The sequence below is a fragment of the Microbacterium sp. bgisy189 genome (genome assembly GCF_057707225.1).
On record NZ_JBYIPT010000002.1, the window covers coordinates 466558 to 485781 of the forward strand.

Here is a 19224-nt window from a genome sequence, read left to right on the forward strand (position 1 = left end):
TCTCATCATCGGCTCCATTCGCTCGCGTGGCACACGCGCATCGCAGTCACGCATGGGCGTGTTCGGGCTCGCGAGCGGGTATCGCGGCCAATTGCCGGAGTGCAGCGGGGCGACGGGCGGCGCGGACGCCGTTGAGGATGACGACAACCTCGGCGATCTCGTGCACCAGGACCACGCCGGCGAGCCCGAGCACGCCGAACAGCGCGAGCGGGAACAGCACGACGATGATCGCCAGCGCCAGACCGATGTTGGCGGTCATGATCCGCCGGCCGCGGCGGGCGTGGGCGAGGGCGCCGGGGATGAGGCGGAGGTCGTGGCCGGTGAAGGCGACGTCGGCGGACTCGATCGCCGCCGCGGATCCCTTCACGCCCATCGCGATCCCGACCGTCGCGGTCGCCAGAGCGGGGGCGTCGTTAATCCCATCGCCCACCATCGCGGTCGGCCGCTGCGTAACGAGCGCCTCGATCGCAGCGGCCTTGTCGGCGGGGAGTTGTTCGGCACGGACATCGGTGATGCCGGCCTCTTGGGCGATGGCGTGGGCGGTGCGGGTGTTGTCGCCTGTGAGCATGATCGTCTCGATGCCCTGCGCTTGCAGCATCCGCACGGTCTCAGCCGATTCCGGGCGCAGCTCGTCGCGCACCCCGATCAGCCCGGCGATCTTCCGGTCCGCCTCGACCACGACGACCGTCATCCCCTGCTCGGCCATCGACTCCGCGGTAGTCCGCTGGGCACCGGGATCGAGCCAGCGGACGTTTCCGACCCGGATCGACCGTCCGTCGATGGTTCCGGTGATGCCGTGCCCGGCGTCCTCGACCACATCGCTGGCGGGACGCACGCCGGACGCCGCCTTGGTGATCGCGGCGGCAAGAGGGTGTGTGCTGGTCGCTTCCACCGCCGCAGCCCACGCGAGCAGGTCGTCGCGGGTGACGCCCGATGCGGGTTGCACATCAACGACGGTGGGCTCGTTGCGGGTGAGGGTGCCGGTCTTGTCGAGGGCGACGGCGCGGATCGTGCCGAGCTGCTCGAACGCCTCACCCGACTTGATCACGACGCCGAACTTCGACGCCGCGCCGATCGCGCTGATCACCGTCACCGGGACAGCGATCGCCAGCGCGCACGGGGACGCCGCGACGAGCACGACGAGGGCACGTTCGATCCAGGTCCACGGGTCGCCGACCAGCAGCCCGAACAGCGCGACAAGGGCCGCGGCAATCAGGACAGCAGGGACGAGGGGGCGAGCGATCCGGTCGGCCAGGCGTGCTCTCTCGCCCTTACGGGCGTGGGCCTGCTCCACCAGGGCGACGATCTGTGTGAGGGAGTTGTCGCGGCCGTCCGCGGTCGCCTCGATCCGCAGGGTCGCGGAGCCGTTCACCGAGCCGGCGGCGACCGCATCGCCGGGGCCGACCTCGACGGGGATGGATTCTCCGGTGATCGCCGACGTGTCCAGGCTGGACCGTCCTTCGACGACCACGCCGTCTGTCGCGATGCGGTCGCCGGCGCCGACGACGAGGATGTCCAGCTCCCGCACGTCCGCGGCAGGGATCGTGATGTCGCCGGTGAGGCGGGAGACGCGGACGGTGTCGGGGATGAGGGACAGCAGGGCGCGCAAGCCTTCCTTGGCGCGGTCCATCGCCCGGTCCTCGAGCGCTTCGGCGAGGGAGAACAGGAATGCCAGCGTCGCGGCCTCCCCGACGTGTCCGAGGAGCACGGCGCCGATGGCGGCGATTGTCATCAGCAGCCCGACGCCGAGCCTGCCCCGGATCAGGCGGCGGATCGCGCCGGGGACGAATGTGTAGGCGCCGGCGAGCAGCGCCGCCCACTGCAGCACCAGCGCCGGGATGTGCAGACCAGTCCACTCGAACGTGTATCCGGCGAGGAGGAACAGCCCTGACAGTGCGGAGGGGAGCAGGGCGAAGTCGCGCCACCAGGGCGGGCGGACCTCCGGCTCCTCGGCTGCCTCGGCGTCGGTAGTGGCGAGGTCGGGTCCGCAGCAGGCATCGCCCGCCTCGTGTGCCGCGCTTCGCGTCGTGGTCTTGGAGGAGGGTTCTGGGGCGCAGCAGGCGTCACCGGTCGCGAGAGGCCGGGACAGTTCGATGCGCCGGACCGTGCCGGGCTTGCGCGGCTCGTCGGGGCCGCAGCACTCTTCACTCACTGCTCGCTCTCCTTCGTTGCGGGGGTGGGCGTCTGCTCGAGGAACGTGAGCGCGGCCAGTGCGTCTTCGGTGCCGGTCACGGTCAGGCGCAGGTCGGGGTGGGTCGTGTCGATCGACCAGGTCACGAACGTGCAGCAGGTCTGCTCGGTACGGACCAGCTCCGTCAGCCGGGCGGTCGCGTCGTCGATCTTCGGGTAGTGGACGGTGATCTGGCCAGCCGTCTTATCGAGGTCCAGGAGGTAGTCGTCATTGAACTCCTGCCACGCGGCCAGCTGTGCAGCGCCAGCGCCGGGCGTCAGCGTGCAGGCCACCGGCAACAGGTCACGGTCGACGAGGCTCATGCGCAGCACTCGCACTGATCATCCATGCACGGGGCGCCCTCGTCGACGGCGACAACAGCCTCGAGCAGCTGTCGCATCCCCTGGGTTAGATGCGGGTCGGCGATCTCATATCGAGTGCGCCGCCCCTCCGGAGTCGCGACGATCAGCCCGCAGCCACGTAGGCACGTCAGATGGTTCGAGACGTTCGTCCGCGTCAGCTCGAGATCTCGTGCGAGCTCGGCCGGGTAACCCGGAGCATCCAGCAGGGTGAGGAGGATTCGGGAACGGGTCGGGTCGGCCATCGCCCGACCCAGTCGGTTCATCACATCGAGGCGAGAAGTAAGAGTCAGCACACGCTGACTATACATTCTCCGCTGTATCAATGCGAGAGCGGGATGCGTAGCAGAGGATCGCGATCGACGGGTGCATCGCGCACAGCGCGCGTCATCCTCCGCCGGGCAGATGCTCGAGGTGCCCGATGGCCTCCTCGAGCAGTTCGGAGACGTGGTCGTCGAAGAGCGAGTAGTGGATGTGCCGGCCGTCGCGCGTGCCAAGGACCAGGCTCAGATGCCGCAGCAGCCGCAAATGGTTCGATGTGGTCGTCTGTCCGATGTGCAGCTGTTCGCTGAGGTCGGTCACGGTGCTCGGCTGAACACTCAGCGCGCTCAGAATGCGCAGCCGCACAGGTGACGCCAGTGCCTGCATGATCTCGGCGAGACGCTCAGCATCCGCTACGGACAGGGTGCCTGCTTCCCGACGCGTCTCAGTACCGGCCATGCTCACCATTGTGCCCTCCGACCACGATAATCATTCACAACTACAATATATCATGATCTTGTAATGTATCCTGGTCGCATGACTGCTTCTTCCCCGACGACTACCGCGCCCGCTGCGGAGACGCACGACCATTCCCACGGTTCGGCCCGGTGGGAGCTGTGGTTCGCGATCGCCGCGGGCGTGACCTACGCCGGCGGGATGATCGCCGAGTTCGCGTTGGGGCTGCCGATGGTCGGGTGGCCGTTGGTGTTCTTCCTCGCCACCTACTTCTTCGGTGGGTTCTTCACGTTCCGCACCGCGATCGCCTCGACGATGCGAGGGAAGTTCGAGGTCGACTTCCTCATGCTGGTGGCCGCGATCGGCGCCGCCCTCATCGGCCGGTGGGCGGAAGGGGCGGTGCTGCTGTTCCTGTTCAGCCTCGGCCACGCGCTCGAGGAATACGCCCTCAGCCGTGCCAGCAAGTCCATCGAGTCCCTGGCCGAGCTCGCTCCCCGCAGCGCCCTGGTGCGCCGCGGCGGGGACGAGCCGGTGGAGGTGCCGGTGGAGGAGATCGTCGTCGGGGACATCGTCGTCATCCGCCCGAACTCCCGCATTCCCTCAGACGGGTTCGTGATCTCCGGGGTGTCCGCGGTGGATCAGTCCGCGGTCACCGGGGAGTCGATTCCGGTGGAGAAGGAGCCGGTGGCCGACCCGGAGCGGGCGATGCGCACCGTCGACACCCTGCCCGCCGCCAACCGTGTGTTCGCCGGCACCGTGAACGGGTCCGGCGTGCTCGAGGTCGAGGTCACCGCGACCTCCGCGGACTCGACGCTCAGCAAGGTCGTCGAGCTCGTCCGCTCCGCCGACCAGGCCGCCTCCCCCACACAGCAGTTCATCGACCGGTTCCAGCGTTGGTACGTGCCCGCCGTGATCCTCGGGGTCGCCGTCACCCTCCTGATCTCCTGGCTCGCGTTCGCGCAACCGTTCCCCGACGCGTTCTACCTCGCCATGACCGTGCTCGTCGCCGCCAGCCCCTGCGCGCTCGCGATCGCAACCCCGGCCGCGGTGCTGGCAGGGGTCGCCCGTGCTGCGCGTGCCGGCGTGCTCGTCAAGGGCGGCGCCCCGCTCGAGACGCTCGGGCGGGTCAAGGCGATGGCGTTCGACAAGACCGGCACCCTGACCTGGGGTGCCCCCCGGGTGACGTCCGTCACCCCCGCCGCCGACGTGCCCGAGTCCGAGCTGATCCGCACTCTGGTCGCTGTCGAAGCGCTCAGCGATCACCCGCTGGCCGAGGCGATCGTCCGCGACCTCGAGCCCCGCGTCCCCCAGGCCGAGCGCCTCACCGCGACAGACCTGAACGCGGTCGTCGGGCGTGGCGTCACGGCGACGATCGACGGCGAGCGGGTCGACGTCGGCAACCTGCGCATGTTCGACGAGCAGCAACTCGCGCTGACCGGCACGCTCGCCGACGCGTACACGCAGGCGCGGGACTCCGGGCAGACGCTGATGATCGTCCGCCGTGGCGACCGGTTCCTCGGCATCGTCGGCGTGATGGATGCGTCCCGCGCGGAGTCCGCCCAGGTGCTCAGCGCGCTCCGGGGCGCGAACGTGGGGCAGCTCGTGATGATCTCCGGCGACAACCAGCGCGTCGCCGACGCGGTCGGCCGGGAAGTCGGCGTCGACACCGCGATCGGCGAACTGCTCCCCGAGGACAAAGTCGCTCAGATCACCCGCCTCGCCCAAACCCACCGACCGATCGCGATGGTCGGCGACGGCGTCAACGACGCCCCCGCGATGGCCCGCGCCGACGTCGGCATCGCGATGGGCGCCGCCGGCTCCACCGTCGCGTTGGAAACCTGCGACATCGCGCTGATGAGCGACGACCTCGGCCGCGTCCCGTTCGCCGTGCGGCTCAGCCGCGCCACCAGCCGCATCATCCGGCAGAACCTCATCGCCAGCCTCGCGATCGTCGCGTTCCTCATCCTCGCCACCTTCCTCGGCCTGAACATCGGCGCGGTCGTACTCATCCACGAAGGCTCCACCCTGATCGTCGTCGGCAACGCACTCCGCCTACTCAACTTCGAGCGCGGCAAAGAGCACCACGGCATCGACCACGAAGACAGGCCCACCGCTTGAGAGACTCAGCCGGCGCAGGCGACGGCCTCCCTTGCGCGGCTATGTGGCCCAGCAGGATTGCACGGTGCCGGTCGTTGCCTGCGCGACGGTCGGGATGGTCTCCACGAGTGCTCGTGTGATCTCCTCGGACGCGGGGTACTCGATGACCCGCCAACCGACGATGCCGAAGTCCTCATCCAATGCCTGCACCGCGCATGCGAACGACGTCCCAGCGGGTGGCGTGGCTTGGAAGGATACGGTCACGGTGCGCGCATCGACCAGCTCGTATCCGGTCTCGTCGAATCCGACGTCGTCGAGCGAGTTCGAGACAGTCAGCCACGAAAGCCCGGCGACAGACAGGATTGCCGCCGTCGCGACGGTGACCCAGAACACGCGGCGGCGGATGGGCCGCGGTCCCCGACCGTAGCGGTCGGCGAGCTCCTCTTTCGTCGTCACGTAGTGCGCCCTATCTGCGGCTGCGAGCATCGCGGTCGGCGAGCTCGGTGAGGCGTGCGTTGTAGGCCTCAAGTTCGGCTTCGCCGGTGCGGTCGGCGTGCCGGTCTCGCCGCTTGGTCTCGCGGGCGTCGCTGCGGCTCCACTGGATCGCGACCGTGATCGCGAGGATCAGGGTGGGGATCTCACCGATCGACCACGCGATACCGCCGCCGGTGTACTGATCCTCAAGCGGGGTGGCACCCCAGGTGCGGCCCATCGACCCGAACCAGTCGGCGACCATCAGCCCCGACTGCATCATGATGGCGATGCCGAAGAACGCGTGCATCGCCATCACACCGATGAGCAGCAGCAGCCTGCCCGCGTAGGGAAGCCGCCACGGCACCGGGTCGATGCCGATCAGGGAGAGCGCGAACAGGTAGCCGGTGATGAGGAAATGCGCGATCATCCACTGATGGCCGAGGTGGTCGTATAGCGACCAGCGGAACAGGTCGGTGTAGTAGAACACCCACAGTGAGCCGATGAACAGGGCGGCCGCGACGAACGGGTTCGTCAGGATGCGGGCGACGGGCGAGTGCACCGCCCACAGGATCCACTCGCGCCCGCCGCGGGTGCCGTCGTCGCGTTTGCGGATCGCCCGGGCGGCGAGCGTCACCGGGGCGCCGGCGACCAGCAGCACCGGAATCGCCATCGTGAGCAGCATGTGGCCCACCATGTGCATGCTGAACAGGTAGTCCTGGTAGACGTTGACGACGCCGCCGGTGACCCAGACCAGCAGCACCATGCCGGCGAGCCACATGATCGTGCGATACACCGGCCACGCGTCGCCGCGGCGACGCAGCCGCCACACCCCGGCGAGGTAGAAGAAGATCGCGAACCCGGCGAGCACCGCCCACAACATGTCCACGTTCCACGCGGTGACCCACCGTTCGATCGTGAGCTCCGGGGGCAGCGGGGCACCGGTGAGGCGTTCTGCCGGCGAGGGGATCTCGGGAAGCGGGGCCGGGTTCGGTGGCGGGGTGCGGGCCAGCGCTGCGGCGGCGCCGCTGGCCACACCCATCAGTGCCAGCTCGAACGCGATGAGCATCCAGAAAGGCCGGGATGCCGCGTCGGAGCTGCGCATCCTGCCGATCAGGCGGGTGCGGTACCACGCCCCGAAGAGGCCGAGACCGACGAGCGCGACGACCTTGACGCCCAGAATCGCGCCGTAGGGCGAGAGCAGATCGGACCACTCCTGCAGGCCGATCGCCGCGCGCACCGTGCCGGACACGGCGACGAGCACGAACGCGGCCAGAGCGATGCTCGAGTAGCGGGCGACGAGATCGGGGATGCGGCGACGGTCGAGGACTGGACGGACGGCGATGAGCAGCAGGAGCCCGCCGAGCCACACCGCAGCGCCGATGATGTGCAGGATGAGCGCCATCATCGCCTCGTGGTGGAAAGCGTCATCGCCGGAGTGCCCCTGCGTGCCCATCGGCACGAGCGATGCCACCGCCACCAAGGTGACCAGAAGCGTCCCGACCCAGGACCGCACGGCGAATGTCAGGACGGTGAGGGCGGCGCCGGCGACCGTCGTGATCAGCCATGTCCTGCCGACCTCGAGCTCGACGAGGAACCGGCCGAGCTGGGCACCGAACTGGGGGCCTGCGTCGATGGCCGGGTTGAACACGCTGAGAAACGTGAGGAACCCGGTCGCGCCCGCGGCCACGGTGAACAGGGCTGCAGAGATCGACGCGGTATCGAGGGCGACGTCGAACTCGCGCTCACCGGCCCGCAGCGTGAACAAGGCGGTCACGAGCACACCGACCATGCCCGCGGCGGCGAGATTCACGACCAGTTTCGCGACCGGAAGCCCCCAGCGCACAACAGCGCCGGCGTCGCCGAGCGGGATTTGCGCAGCACCCCCACCGAACCACAACGCCCCGACCAAGGCGATGAGTGCGACCCCGCCGAGGATCGCAGGCCCTGCGACCCGCAAGACGCGAGGAGTCATTCCTGTCGCGGTCGGAGTGACCGCTGTCCGCGTTCAGTGGCATCCGCACCCGTGGTGGCGGGAATCGAGAGTATCGGGGTCATGTGCGTGCTTTCGGCTCGGGCAAGAGGGCGGGGCAGGGGTGCGGGGTCAGGTGAGCCCGGAGTAGGAGTGGAGGCCCTGGAAGAACATGTTCACGATCGTGAAGTTGAACAGCACCGCGACGAACCCGATGATGGACAGCCAGGCGGAGCGGGTACCGCGCCAGCCGCGGGTCGCGCGGGCGTGGATGTAGCCGGCGTAGAGCACCCAGATCACGAACGTCCACACCTCCTTGACATCGAAGCCCCAGTAGCGACCCCAGGAGTCGTTGGCCCAGATCGCGCCGGCGATCAGGGTGAACGTCCAGAACACGAACCCCACGATCGCGAACCGGTACGCGAGGGACTCGAGCACGTCGGCGGTGGGCAGAGTGCGCAGAAACCCAAGACCGGCGGCCCGGGCAGTGTCCGAGGATGCTCGGGCGCGGCGCTCCCGGCGGGCCTGCAGGAGCTGGGTGATGGAGATGCCGCAGGCGATCGCGAACAGCGCGGTGGCCAGGGAGGCGACGAAGACGTGGATGACCAGCCACACGCTCTTGAGCGGATCCATCAGCGGAACGACCTCGACGTAGAACGAGACCGTCGCGCCACCCAGCAGCAGCACCACCATGCCGATCAGGAACGCACCGAGGAAGCGGAGGTCGTAGCGGCGCAGCACCAGCAGGTAGACGGCGACGATCAAGACCGTGCCGGTCAACGCGAACTCGTACATGTTCGCCCACGGCACCCGCTCCGCGGCGATCCCGCGCAGGATGGTGCCGGCCAGGTGGAACAGGAACGCGAGGACCGTCAGCGACGTCCCGATCCGCGCCCACAGCAGCCGTTGACGCTGCGCGGGCGGCGTGCGAACACTGTCCACCGACCCACTCTGGGCGTTGTCCGTCTGCTGGCCCGCCCGTGCGGTAGCGCCGGCCAGGACCGGCTCCCGCTGCGGGACACTGGCGGGGACGGAGCGCCCGGCCAGGTCGATGGTGTACGCGATGAACGCGAGCAGGTAGGTGGCGATCGCCGTCCACACCAGCAGCAGTGAGATGCCGTCGAGGGAGAGCGCGTCGGTTCCGGTCATGGCAGGGTCGTCCTCTTCGTCGTTGCGGTCAGGGGGTGCCCGCGAGCGGGGTGGCGCGGTAGATCCGTGCACATCGGTCAGCCCGCGTTCGCTTCCAGCCAGGCCAGCGAGTCCACGGCCGCGCTCAATGTTCCCGCCGTCAGCAGAGTGCGCCGGCTCACCCCGGCCCGGAATGCGCGGCTCTCCGCGGGCGTGGGCGCGCACCCACACTCCTCCGCCGTCAGGTCACCAGGAAGGGTGAGATCGCTGCCCGTCGCCAGCGTTCGCAGCGACCAGGCCAGTCGACCTCCGGCAGGCCTCATCCGTGGCGTGTTCATGGGTGCCTCCCCGGATCAGTCGAACGATCTGCGGCGGCCGCACGCGTGCGGGCACGGTGGGAGAACCCCGCCGCGGTGAGAGCGCCGGCGGCAGCGAGGACGATGAGAGCGGTGAGCCAGGGACCGAGGATCACCGCCGGGGTGAGTCCGGTGCGCAGCGGGACGGTGGTGATCGACGCGTCAACGGTGTCGACGCCGATGCTGTCGACGGTGGTGCCGTCCGGGGCGATGACCTGGCTGGTGCCCACCGTGGAGACGTTGACGACCGCGCGGCCGGTTTCGATGGCGCGCATCCGGGCGAACGCGAGCTGCTGCAGGTTCTCGTCGGTGCCGCGGAAGTCGGCGTTGTTGGTCTGGAACACGAACACCTCTGCGCCGGCGCGGGCGCCGTCCCAGATCACGGCGTCGTAGATCACGTCGAAGCAGATCGCCAACCCCACCCCGACGTCGCCGACCTGCACGAGCGGCGGGTTGCTGCCGGGGGTGTATTCGCGTTGGATCAAGCCCACCAGGTCGGGGACGATCAGCTCGTAGAACCACCGGTCCGGCACGTACTCCCCGAACGGGACCGGGTTGACCTTGTCGTGCCACTGCCGGCCCGTGGGATCCGCGGTCCACAGCAGGGACGTGTTGAAGACATCGTCGCCGCGGGTGGTGGCGGCGTTCATCAGCAACGGCGCCCCGGCCGAGCGCACGACCCGGTCCAACGCCTCGGCGGCGGCGGGATCACTGAGCGGGTCGGCGTCGACGCCGCCCTCCGGCCAGGCCAGCAGATCCATCGGCTGCCCGTACAGCGGCACCGTGGCGGCGGTCTGTGCGGCCAGGACGTCGCCGGGCGCCTTGTCGTCGAAGTACCCGGTGGGGCCGTTGCCCTGCACCCATCCCACGCGGAACTCCCCGGCCGGCGCGGTGGGGAACTGCGGCGCTATCACCAGGAGAGCGGCGACGCTCACAGCAGGGTGCAACCCGAGCATGAAGCGGATGCCGCCGGCGCGGATCCACTGCACCACCGAGGCGCACAGAATGACGATCAGCAGGGACAGGCCGGTCACGCTCGTCCACGACACGGCCTCCGCGAGCGGGCCGCCCACCTGGGTCATCCCGAGGCGCGCCCACGGGAACCCGGAGTACGGCCACGCACCCATCACCACCTCACGGGCCGTCCACAGAACCCCGATCAACGGAGGCACCGCGAGCAGCTGCACGAGGCCGCGGGCCGGATAGCGGGCGGTCCACCGGTAGGCGAGCGCGATCGGCACCGCGCCCGCGCCGAACAGGACCGCTTCCAGCCCGGCGAGGGCAAGCCACGGCACCGGGCCGAGGAACTCCCCCACCCACACCAGATGGGTCGTGTAGAACACGGCGCCGAACACAGTGCCGACCAGCAGCGCCCCACCGATGCTGCGGCCGATCAGGGCCACCAGGGCGACCGTGACACTCACGAACGTCAACGGCCACCACCCCACCGGTGCGGAGGCGAGATCCAGCAGAATGCCGGCGGCAGCGGATGCCAGCACCGCCGCCCACACCGGCAGCGACCATGCCGCCACGGTGCGGCGCGGCGTCTCCTGCTCCGGCGCGGCGGCCGGGGCGGGTGTCGGCAGGGTCGTGCGCATCGGTCAGGTGTCTTTCTGGTGGAGTCGGGTGAGGTAGTCGTTGTACGCGTCGAGCTCAGGGTCGCCGTGTGCGTCGGCGCGACGGTCGGCGGCGACCGCTTGGGCGGTGTCGTCGCGGAACCAGCGGTGCATGACGTAGATGAGCATCAGCAATGTGGGGGCCTCGCCGTAGGACCAGGCCAGCCCGCCGGCGAGGCGCTGGTCTTCGATCGGGTCGATGCCCAGCGCGCTCGTCGGGCCGGCGAACCCGTCGATGAGGGTAGTGGTGGCCATCATCAGGAAGACGCCGAAGAAGGCGTGCAGGGCGGCCTCGGCGAACACGTCCAGGGCGCGGCCGCCGTGGCTCATCCGCACCGGCAGCGGGTCCGACGACAGGATCGGGATGGTGAACAGCATCCCGGCGACCAGGAACCCGACCTCGAGGAGGGTATGGCCGGTGACGGTGGACAGGATCGGGTCGGCGAAGTTCGCCAGGTACAGACCGTAGAACGCGGCCAGGTATAGCGGCACCGCCAGCCACGGGCTGAGAAGCCACCGTGCGGTGCGGCTGCGTAGCCCGGCATGCGCGGCGCGGAGCACCAGGAGACCGGGGCCGTGGTGCGGGGTGGCGCGTAGCAGCAGGGTGCCAGGAGAGCCGAGGACCAGCAGCGGCGGGATCGCCATCATCAGGGTGAGCTGCTGGAACATGAACACCGAGAACAGGGCGTACCCGTAGTTCTCCACCGCCAGGCCGGTGACCGCGGCGAGGGCGACGCAGCCGAGCAGGAAGCTGATCGTCCGCCACACGGGCCAGCCGCGGCCGCGGACCCACATCCGGATCGCGCCGGCCAGGTAGGCGACCGCGAGGAGTCCCGCGAGGAGCGGTAGCACCGGAGCCGGAAGTGGGGCCGGGGTGAGGAACCCGCCGAGGGTCGGCGGGGCGTCCGGGATCCACACGGTCGTCACGGTGTGTCCTTCGCCTGCTGGTCTACGCCGAGGGCGTGCGCGTGGCGGGTCGCGAACTCGTCGACGGCGCGCGCCAAAGCGGGGTCTTCGCCGCGGGCCAGTCCGGCGTACTCGACGTGCACACCATCCGGGGTGGTGCGGGCATTCACCCAGAGCCGGCGGCGGGGCACGAACAGGCCGGCGAACAGGCCGAGGGTGGCGAGCACGGAGAACGCGAGCACCCAGCCGCTGCTGGGGTCGCGTTGGATCTGCAGCGACGCGAACCGCTTCACCGGTTCCTCCGCCGTGACCTCCTCCCACGTAATCGTGCCCCACCCGTTCGGCAGGTCGACGGTGGCGCCGGGGGTGAGCTCAAGGGAGTCGGCGGCGGTGTCGCCGCCGGTGTGCTGGGTGAGACCGTCGACCTCGAGCGTGTACACCGACCTCGGAGTTCCGTCGTCGATGCCGAGATCCCCGCTGAACACGTTGAGAGTCAGCACCGGGTTGACCACGTCCGGGTAGACGGAGGTGAACGCGCCGGAGGGCAGCACCCCCTGGGTGGGGTAGAAGAACCCGACCAGCCCGACCTGTTCGGGCAGCCCGTCCGGGATCTTGATGATCCCCAGCGAGGTCATGTTGGAGTCCTGCGGCAGGAACGGCTGCGACTCGCTGTACACGACCTCGCCGGCGGCGTCGCGGATCGTGAGGGTGGGGGCGTAGCCGTTGCCGAGGAGGTAGATGCGGTCGCCGTCGACGGTGATCGGGTAGTTCACGATCACGCTCTGCGACCGGTCGTCTTGCCCGGGCTGGCGGATCGTGACATCGGCGGAGAAGTCGCCGGCCTGGCCTGCGCCGGGTGTGCCGGGCAGACGGTAGGAAACCTGGAAGTCGTCGAGGGTGAGCGAGTAGGGGGCAAGGCGGGTGCCGTCGACGAAACGGCCGGGGTTGAACGAGGAGTAGTCGCTGAGCGCGTTCACGAATGTGGTGCCCTCCACCACCACCCGCTGCCCGGTGTACGCGAACGACCCGCCGATCGCCACGGAGACGAGCACGCCGACGAGGGCGACGTGGAAGATCAGGTTGCCGGTCTCGCGCAGGTAGCCGCGTTCGGCCGACACCGACGCGGCTCCGCGGGCGTCGTATCGCTCCACCCGGTACCCGGCACGCCGCAGCTGCTCCGCCGCGACATCCACCGCGTGCCCGGCCGCGTCGGTCCGCCCCTCCCCCGCCGGCAACGTGAGCTCCCGGTACTCCGAGAGGCGCGACAGCCGCGCCGGGGTTCGCGGCGGGCGGGAGCGCAGCGCCTTGTAGTGGTGCTTGGCGCGCGGGATCACGCAGCCGATCAGGGAGGTGAACAGCAGCAGATAGATCGCGGAGAACCACGGCGACAGATACACGTCGAACAGGCCCACCGCATCCGCCAGCGGAAACACGTCGGGGTTGTCCCGCTCCCACTGGATGACGCCGTTGGGGTCGGCGCTGCGCTGCGGGAACAGCGACCCCGGCACCGCAGCGATGGCGAGAAACAGCAGCAGCACCAGTGCGGTGCGCATGCTGGTCAGCTGCCGCCAGGCCCACCGCAACCACCCCGTGACACCCAGCGCCGGCTGGGTGATCTCGATCGCGGATTCGCTGTCGGCGTGGTCGCCGGGGCGCAGCGGGTCGGCGGTGACGTCAGTGCCGGTGTCAGAGCGGGAGGGGGACATTGATCACCACCTGTTGCAGCTGCGACATCAGCGCCGTCCACAGCCCGGTCACCATCAGCAGGCCGAGGGCGATGAGCATGGCCCCGCCGATGATGTTCAGGGCGCGGATGTGGCGGCGCAGGAACATCACCGAGCGGGATGCCCACCCCCATCCGGCCGCGAGGATCAGGAACGGGATGCCCAGACCCAGCGAGTACGCCAGCCCGAGCAGGCCGGCGCGGGCGGGGTCGCCGAGGTTCCACGACATCGAGATGATCGCCGCGAGCGTCGGACCGATACAGGGGGTCCAGCCGACGCCGAGCGCGAACCCGAGCAGCGGCGCCCCGATCAGGCCGGCCCTGCCCTGGGCGCGGGGGCGGAGAGTGCGCTGGGCGATGCCGAAGAACCCGAGGAACACCAGGCCAAGAGCGATGATGACGACCCCGAAGACGCGAGTGAGCACATTGGCGTATTGCAGCAGCAGGTACCCGAAGGTGCCGCCGAGGATCGTGACGGCGACGAACACCACGGTGAACCCGGCGATGAACAGTGTCACGCCCAGCAGCAGCCGAGCGCGCTCCGCCGTCACCGTGCGCCCCCCGTCCACCGCGGGGGCCGCGGTCGTCGTGGTGGTGCTGCCGAGGTAGCCGAGATAGCCGGGCACCAGCGGCAACACGCACGGGGACACGAACGAGACCAGCCCGGCGAGGATCGCGACCGGGATCGCAACCCACAGGGCGCCGTCGACGATCACCTGACCCGGGTTCACGAGCTGTCCTCGGCGAGCGTGTCGGCGACCAGGGTGGACAGGATCGACGCGCTGGCCAGCTGTCCGATGATCCGCGCCGCGACCCGTCCATCCCGATCGATGACCAGGGTGGTCGGGGTGGCCTGGATCGGGGTGACCTGCGCGAACGCGAGCTTGACCCGCCCGTCGTTCACGTCGATCACGCTGGGATACGTGACGTTGTTGTCCCGGGCGAACGACAGCGCCGTCGCGGGCTGGTCGTAGGTGTTCACCCCGAGGAACGCGACGCCCTGGTCCTGATACTCCTGCCAGACCTCCTCAAGCATCGGGGCTTCGACGATGCACGGCCCGCACGCGGCGTACCAAAAGTTCACCACCAGCACTCCGCCGCGGTAGTCGTCACTGGTCACCGTCTCGCCGGTCTCGGTGACCCCCTCGAACACCACCGGCTCGCCGCGGTCGGGATCCGGGATCTCGACGACCTGGAAGTCGCCAGCGATGTAGCCCTTCTCGTTCCCGTCCCGATACTGCTGCGCAAGCGAGTCGCCGGACGTGCACCCGGCCAGCAGCAGCGCCGCGACCAGCGTCACAGTGACAAGGACGTGGCGGCGGATCATGCGCGCTTGACTTTGATCAGGGCGCCGGCAACGAGGAACACGACCGCGGCGACTGGCTGCGCGGCCGTCCACACCGGGCCGGAAAACGGGAACGGGAACACCGGGTTCCAGATCACCACGACCACCGCAAACACCGGCAGCCACCACCACTGCCGCGCCTGGATCGCGAACCACCCCACGATGACCGCGAAGATCGCCGCGACGAACAGCACCACCGTGAACCAGTCCCCGCCCATCAGCACCGGCGCGAGGAACAACACCGCCGCCGCGAGCAGCCCCGGCGCGAACGCGTTCCGCTGGTACACGGACGGAGTGCGCTGCTTGGCCATCATGACCCGCTCACCACGGAGCCCGCAGCGGGCGGCGCACCGGTCGTGGCACCGTCCGCTGCGCTCGCGCGGGCGCGGCGGTGACGGACCCACAGGCTCAGGCCGAGCACGATGACGCCAGCGCCGAGGGCGACGTCGGCGAGGTTGCCGATGAACAGGTTCCCGTAGGCAAGGAAGTCGGTGACGTGCCCGACCCCGAACCCAGGAGGGGAGAACAGCCGGTCGATCAGGTTCCCGATCGCGCCTCCCAGGATCAGCCCGATCCCCAGCGCCCACCATCCGGTCCGCGCCCGCGCGGCGGCCACGACCAGCAACACCACGGCACCGACCCCGAGGAGAGTGAGCAGCCCGGTGACCCCGGCACCGAGAGAAAGGATCGCGCCGGGGTTGAACGCGAGCTGCAGCCCGAGCAGATCCCCGAGCAGCGGGATCCGCTCCTCCTGACTCAACCCTCCCAGAGCGGCCGCCTTCGTCGCCTGGTCGACCAGGACCACCACAGCCGCGGCCAGGCACGCGACCGCGAACCGCCGGGTCTGCTCACGAACCATCAGCGGCTCCTCGTGCGTTCGTGGGGGCGACTGATACCCCGGCCATCAGACCGGCTATCAGGAAGAGACCCTTGGCGTCAGAAGTCGAACAGGTCACCGAGGAACCCTTCCTTCCGCCGACGCCCGGAGCGACCATGATGATCCCTGTCGCGGTCAGAACGGTGGTCGCCCTCCCGCGGATAGGGGGCGGTGCTGGTTTGCCGGCCGCCACCGGCGAGGTCGGCGGCACGATCGATGATCTTGTCGAGCTCGCCACGGTCCAGCCACACCCCCCGGCACTGCGGGCAGTAGTCGATCTCGACCCCGGAGCGTTCCGTGATCAGCAGGGCGGCTCCGTCGACCGGACATTTCATGAGGGGTTCTCCTTCTGTTGCTGGTCGTCGGCGGGTCCACCATCCGCGGCAGCCGCGGCTGCGGCTGCTCGATCGCGGCGACGACGCTCTCTGGCCACCATGAGCACGACCACCAGCGCGCCGCCCAGCACGATCACGCCACTAGCGACAGCCAAGATCGGCAGAAGCTCCCCACCCCCGGAGGGCTCACCGTGACCAGGATTGCCGGTGGTGTCGGTGGACGTCGGAGACGGGTCGGGTGTCTGCTCCTCGGTCGCTTCGGGGGTGGGGGCGCTGGTGGGGACGGTGACCGCTTCGACGGTGTACTGGTACTCGTTGCTGATCGGGTGGCCGTCGCTGGAGACGACCCGCCACCGCACCGTGTACACGCCCGCCTGACCAGGCGTCACCGCCTGCGTGACCGTGGTCCCGTCGATGACCGGATCCCCCGATGCGATGTTCTGCCCGTCCGGGGCGACCACCTCGATGATCACCGCGCTGAAATCGGTGAGGATCTCGCCGCTGAACGTCAGCGAAATCTCCTCCGGGACCACGCTGACCGTGGATCCGGCTTCCGGGGAGGAGGAGACGATCTCATCGTGCGCGGCTGCGGGCGCCGCGGTGGCGAACAGGAGCCCGGCGGCCAGCAACAGCGACGTCAGAGTGGACAGGAGGAGGACGCGTCTCCGTGAGCCGGATCGGTGCGGGTGTTCGTGATCGGTGACGGTGGTCAAAGCGATGGTCCTTTCAGGGCCGGTTGATGATGTGCTGGGCGATCGTCGTCGCGTCCTTCCACACCCCGGCGAGGGTGTCGGAGCCGCGGCCGCCGTACTGCGGCATCCCCGCCACGAACAGGCCGGGCAGGCCAGTCAGGGTGCGCCGCGGCCGGTCGACGCGGGCCGATTCGGGGAGCCAGTCGTCGCCTGGGGTGTAGCCGGTGGCGAGGATCACCGAACGGGGGGATGCCTGCGTGCCGTCAGCGAAGGTCACAACGGCGCCGGCCGCGTCCTGCACCGCAGCTGCGATCGTGACCCCGGCGCGGCGCAGCTGCTCATAGCTGTCGCCGAAGACCGGCTCGGGGCGACGCTCCCGCGAGAACAGCGGCACCCTCTCCCCGGCTGCGGCGGGATAGCTCATCGCGGGGCGATGCTGCCGCCGGGTTCTCACGGACAGCGTCACGGTGTGCGACGCGGACAGTTCGCGGGCCAGCTGCACACCGCTGTTGCCGCCGCCCACGATGAGCACGTCACCGGCGGGGATCTGCTTCGGGTACAGGTACTCGCTGCTGTGCAGCACCACCCCGGGCACCGTCAGCAGAGACGCCCACTCCGGAATCCGCGGGTGCGCGGCCGCGCCCGTCGCGCAGATCACGTTGCGGGTCTGCACCTCCCCCGCCGTCGTCGACAGCAGCAGAGTCGAGCCGTTCCCGCGGTGCTCCACCCCGGTCGCCTGGATGCCCCAGACCGTCTCCACGCCCAGCCCGGCTTCCACGAAGGTGAGGTAGTCGGCCATCTCATCCACTCGCGGATGCCGGCGCTGGTCGCCCAGCAGCCGCCGCGGAGACAGCGCGCTATGCCGTGCGTCGCTGAGAAGCTCCATCGAATACCACCGTGAAGACCAGGAACGCTGCCCCGTGCTGGCCGCGTCGATCACCACGAACTCGTGCTGCGGCCGCAGCCCTTCCGCGCTCAGAGCCGCGGCAACCGCGAGCCCGGACTGCCCGGCGCCGACGATGATCGCCCGCCGATGCGTCAAACCCGCCCGCATCACCGAGCACCGTTCACCGCAGCCTGGATGGCGTTCTCGAGGTCGTCCCACGCCTGCAACTCGAGCAGCTCACCGTCGAGGAAGAACGTCGGGGTGCTGCTCACGCCAAGCGCCTGGCCCTCCTCGAAGTCCAACTCCACCCGCTCCGTCGTGGCCGGGTCCGCCACGGCGGCGTCATAGGCGGCCATGTCCAGACCGATCTCCTCCGCGAAGCCACGGAACAGATCGGCGCGAGACTCCTGCGCCTCACCCCACTCCGCCTGCGTCTCGAACAACCGGACATACATGTCCTCGAACCGATCCTGCTGCGCGGCCGCTTCCGCCGCGACCGCCGCGTTCTTCGAGTTGAAATGGCCCGGCAGCGGGAAGTAGCGGACCACATACGTGATCTCCCCCGCGAACTGCTCCCGCAGATCCTCCACGATCGGGAAGAACGCGCCACACGCCTCACACTCGAAGTCGAGGAACTCCACCAGGGTGACAGCGCCCTCCCCGCCGTCGTCGAGGACATGCGAGCTCTCCCGCACCACCTGCGGGGATGCATCACCTCCCCCAGATGAAGGTGGAGCGGACTGGCTCTGATTGACAAGGACGTAGATCAACGCGGCGACCACCATCACCACCACAACGGCAATGGTGACGAGTGTCGCCTTCACAGGGGTTTTCATCGGGTACTCCAAACCAAGACACGGCACAGGACAGAACCCGGGCACGCAGCCCGGGACGAAGCGCCACCCGGAAGGGCGGCGTGCCAGATGTCAGGTTCGGGAAAGACCCAACTGCGTCAGCGAAAAGACAATTGGGTGAGCACGGGCGGCCGGCGCCGGAAGCAGCGAAGGCATTCGTGGTCCGTCACCGAGAACCGGAGGCATCCGCCGACGCCACAATCCCCGCAGCACCACCATCAACGTCAGCCCGCACAACACGCCCAACATGCACAGCGCAGCGCCCACCAACACGTTCGGCCCAGAAGCGACGCCACCGGCGACCGCCTCATGCTCAGCCGGTGCATCAGCCACGGGTCCGACATGCGGGTCCATCAACCCAGAAATCACCAGAGGAACAGGAGTCGAACCGTCCGCCTCCGTGTGACCCGTCGCGGCCAGACCCAGCATCAGCAACAACGCCAAACCGACGCTGGTAATGAGCCTCATTATCAACAACTGCTCATTCAGCGTCACGGAGCGCGGAGTCCGGGCCGAAGAGACCATCGCCAACAGCCTACCGTGTGCAAATTAGAGAGCCTGACCCGTTTCCCGAACGACAACCCTAGGCCTTGAAGAGAGTGCGTCGTCGAGTTCTTCGACAACGCCGAAGGTTAATAGCGGTCACTCGTTCCGGGCGATGCATGCTCGTCCAGCCGCGAGAACGTCGCGATCGCCCGACACCGCAGCGCTGCGACAACT

General features: G+C 69.2%; 20 protein-coding genes. 1 reads left to right on the top strand and 19 read right to left on the bottom strand.

Annotation, left to right across the window (positions count from 1 at the left end; genetic code table 11):
* Positions 1–46 precede the first annotated feature (46 nt).
* The 4 genes from AC3ENX_RS05210 to AC3ENX_RS05225 form a co-directional block, all read right to left on the bottom strand.
* Positions 47–2152, bottom strand: a complete 2106-nt coding sequence (locus tag AC3ENX_RS05210) for a heavy metal translocating P-type ATPase (protein ID WP_434810791.1) — start codon at positions 2150–2152, stop codon at positions 47–49.
* The gene (locus tag AC3ENX_RS05215; RefSeq protein WP_434810792.1) at positions 2149–2493 is read right to left on the bottom strand and encodes a hypothetical protein; all 345 of its coding nucleotides are present in this window, start codon (positions 2491–2493) and stop codon (positions 2149–2151) included. The genes AC3ENX_RS05210 and AC3ENX_RS05215 overlap by 4 nt, the downstream gene beginning before the upstream one ends.
* Positions 2490–2825 carry a Cd(II)/Pb(II)-sensing metalloregulatory transcriptional regulator CmtR gene (gene cmtR / locus AC3ENX_RS05220; RefSeq protein WP_311290355.1) on the bottom strand — a complete coding sequence of 112 codons (336 nt, stop codon included), beginning with the start codon at positions 2823–2825 and terminating at the stop codon, positions 2490–2492. The genes AC3ENX_RS05215 and cmtR overlap by 4 nt, the downstream gene beginning before the upstream one ends.
* A 91-nt stretch (positions 2826–2916) precedes the next feature.
* On the bottom strand, positions 2917–3258 hold the full coding sequence (locus AC3ENX_RS05225) for an ArsR/SmtB family transcription factor (protein ID WP_048809452.1): 342 nt from the start codon (positions 3256–3258) through the stop codon (positions 2917–2919).
* A gap of 69 nt (positions 3259–3327) precedes the next feature.
* Here AC3ENX_RS05225 and AC3ENX_RS05230 point away from each other — a divergent pair, with 69 nt between their 5' ends.
* The gene (locus AC3ENX_RS05230; protein ID WP_434810793.1) at positions 3328–5364 is read left to right on the top strand and encodes a heavy metal translocating P-type ATPase; all 2037 of its coding nucleotides are present in this window, start codon (positions 3328–3330) and stop codon (positions 5362–5364) included.
* Positions 5365–5403: 39 nt separating this feature from the next.
* Here AC3ENX_RS05230 and AC3ENX_RS05235 read toward each other — a convergent pair whose 3' ends face one another.
* The 15 genes from AC3ENX_RS05235 to AC3ENX_RS05305 form a co-directional block, all read right to left on the bottom strand.
* Entirely contained in the window at positions 5404–5799 is a 396-nt protein-coding gene (locus AC3ENX_RS05235) for a DUF4307 domain-containing protein (protein WP_045246023.1), read from the bottom strand.
* 10 nt (positions 5800–5809) lie between these two features.
* Complete coding sequence (locus AC3ENX_RS05240; protein ID WP_434810794.1) at positions 5810–7789, bottom strand: bifunctional copper resistance protein CopD/cytochrome c oxidase assembly protein; 1980 nt, start codon at positions 7787–7789, stop codon at positions 5810–5812.
* A 129-nt stretch (positions 7790–7918) separates the two neighbouring features.
* A complete protein-coding gene (gene ccsB / locus AC3ENX_RS05245; RefSeq protein ID WP_434810795.1) occupies positions 7919–8935 on the bottom strand; it encodes a c-type cytochrome biogenesis protein CcsB in 1017 nt (338 codons plus the stop codon).
* Between the two features lie 313 nt (positions 8936–9248).
* The gene (lnt, locus tag AC3ENX_RS05250) at positions 9249–10868 is read right to left on the bottom strand and encodes an apolipoprotein N-acyltransferase (protein WP_434810796.1); all 1620 of its coding nucleotides are present in this window, start codon (positions 10866–10868) and stop codon (positions 9249–9251) included.
* A gap of 3 nt (positions 10869–10871) precedes the next feature.
* Positions 10872–11813, bottom strand: a complete 942-nt coding sequence (locus AC3ENX_RS05255) for a cytochrome c oxidase assembly protein (protein ID WP_434810797.1) — start codon at positions 11811–11813, stop codon at positions 10872–10874.
* A complete protein-coding gene (gene resB, locus AC3ENX_RS05260) occupies positions 11810–13498 on the bottom strand; it encodes a cytochrome c biogenesis protein ResB (protein ID WP_434810798.1) in 1689 nt (562 codons plus the stop codon). Before resB ends, AC3ENX_RS05255 begins: the two co-directional genes overlap by 4 nt.
* Positions 13479–14246, bottom strand: coding sequence for a cytochrome c biogenesis CcdA family protein (locus tag AC3ENX_RS05265; protein ID WP_434810799.1), 768 nt, complete (start codon positions 14244–14246; stop codon positions 13479–13481). Before AC3ENX_RS05265 ends, resB begins: the two co-directional genes overlap by 20 nt.
* Positions 14243–14842 (bottom strand): TlpA family protein disulfide reductase, encoded by a 600-nt coding sequence (locus tag AC3ENX_RS05270; protein ID WP_434810800.1) that lies wholly within the window; start codon positions 14840–14842, stop codon positions 14243–14245. Before AC3ENX_RS05270 ends, AC3ENX_RS05265 begins: the two co-directional genes overlap by 4 nt.
* Complete coding sequence (locus tag AC3ENX_RS05275) at positions 14839–15174, bottom strand: DUF6804 family protein (protein WP_434810801.1); 336 nt, start codon at positions 15172–15174, stop codon at positions 14839–14841. The genes AC3ENX_RS05270 and AC3ENX_RS05275 overlap by 4 nt, the downstream gene beginning before the upstream one ends.
* The gene (locus tag AC3ENX_RS05280) at positions 15171–15719 is read right to left on the bottom strand and encodes a signal peptidase II (protein ID WP_434810802.1); all 549 of its coding nucleotides are present in this window, start codon (positions 15717–15719) and stop codon (positions 15171–15173) included. Before AC3ENX_RS05280 ends, AC3ENX_RS05275 begins: the two co-directional genes overlap by 4 nt.
* 77 nt (positions 15720–15796) lie before the next feature.
* Positions 15797–16072 (bottom strand): TFIIB-type zinc ribbon-containing protein, encoded by a 276-nt coding sequence (locus tag AC3ENX_RS05285; protein ID WP_434810803.1) that lies wholly within the window; start codon positions 16070–16072, stop codon positions 15797–15799.
* Positions 16069–16785, bottom strand: coding sequence for a copper resistance CopC family protein (locus AC3ENX_RS05290; protein WP_434810804.1), 717 nt, complete (start codon positions 16783–16785; stop codon positions 16069–16071). Before AC3ENX_RS05290 ends, AC3ENX_RS05285 begins: the two co-directional genes overlap by 4 nt.
* A 13-nt stretch (positions 16786–16798) precedes the next feature.
* The gene (locus tag AC3ENX_RS05295; RefSeq protein ID WP_434810805.1) at positions 16799–17818 is read right to left on the bottom strand and encodes an NAD(P)-binding domain-containing protein; all 1020 of its coding nucleotides are present in this window, start codon (positions 17816–17818) and stop codon (positions 16799–16801) included.
* Positions 17818–18486, bottom strand: coding sequence for a DsbA family protein (locus AC3ENX_RS05300; protein ID WP_434810806.1), 669 nt, complete (start codon positions 18484–18486; stop codon positions 17818–17820). The genes AC3ENX_RS05295 and AC3ENX_RS05300 overlap by 1 nt, the downstream gene beginning before the upstream one ends.
* Before the next feature lie 90 nt (positions 18487–18576).
* Positions 18577–19029, bottom strand: coding sequence for a hypothetical protein (locus AC3ENX_RS05305; protein WP_311292438.1), 453 nt, complete (start codon positions 19027–19029; stop codon positions 18577–18579).
* Positions 19030–19224 lie beyond the last annotated feature (195 nt).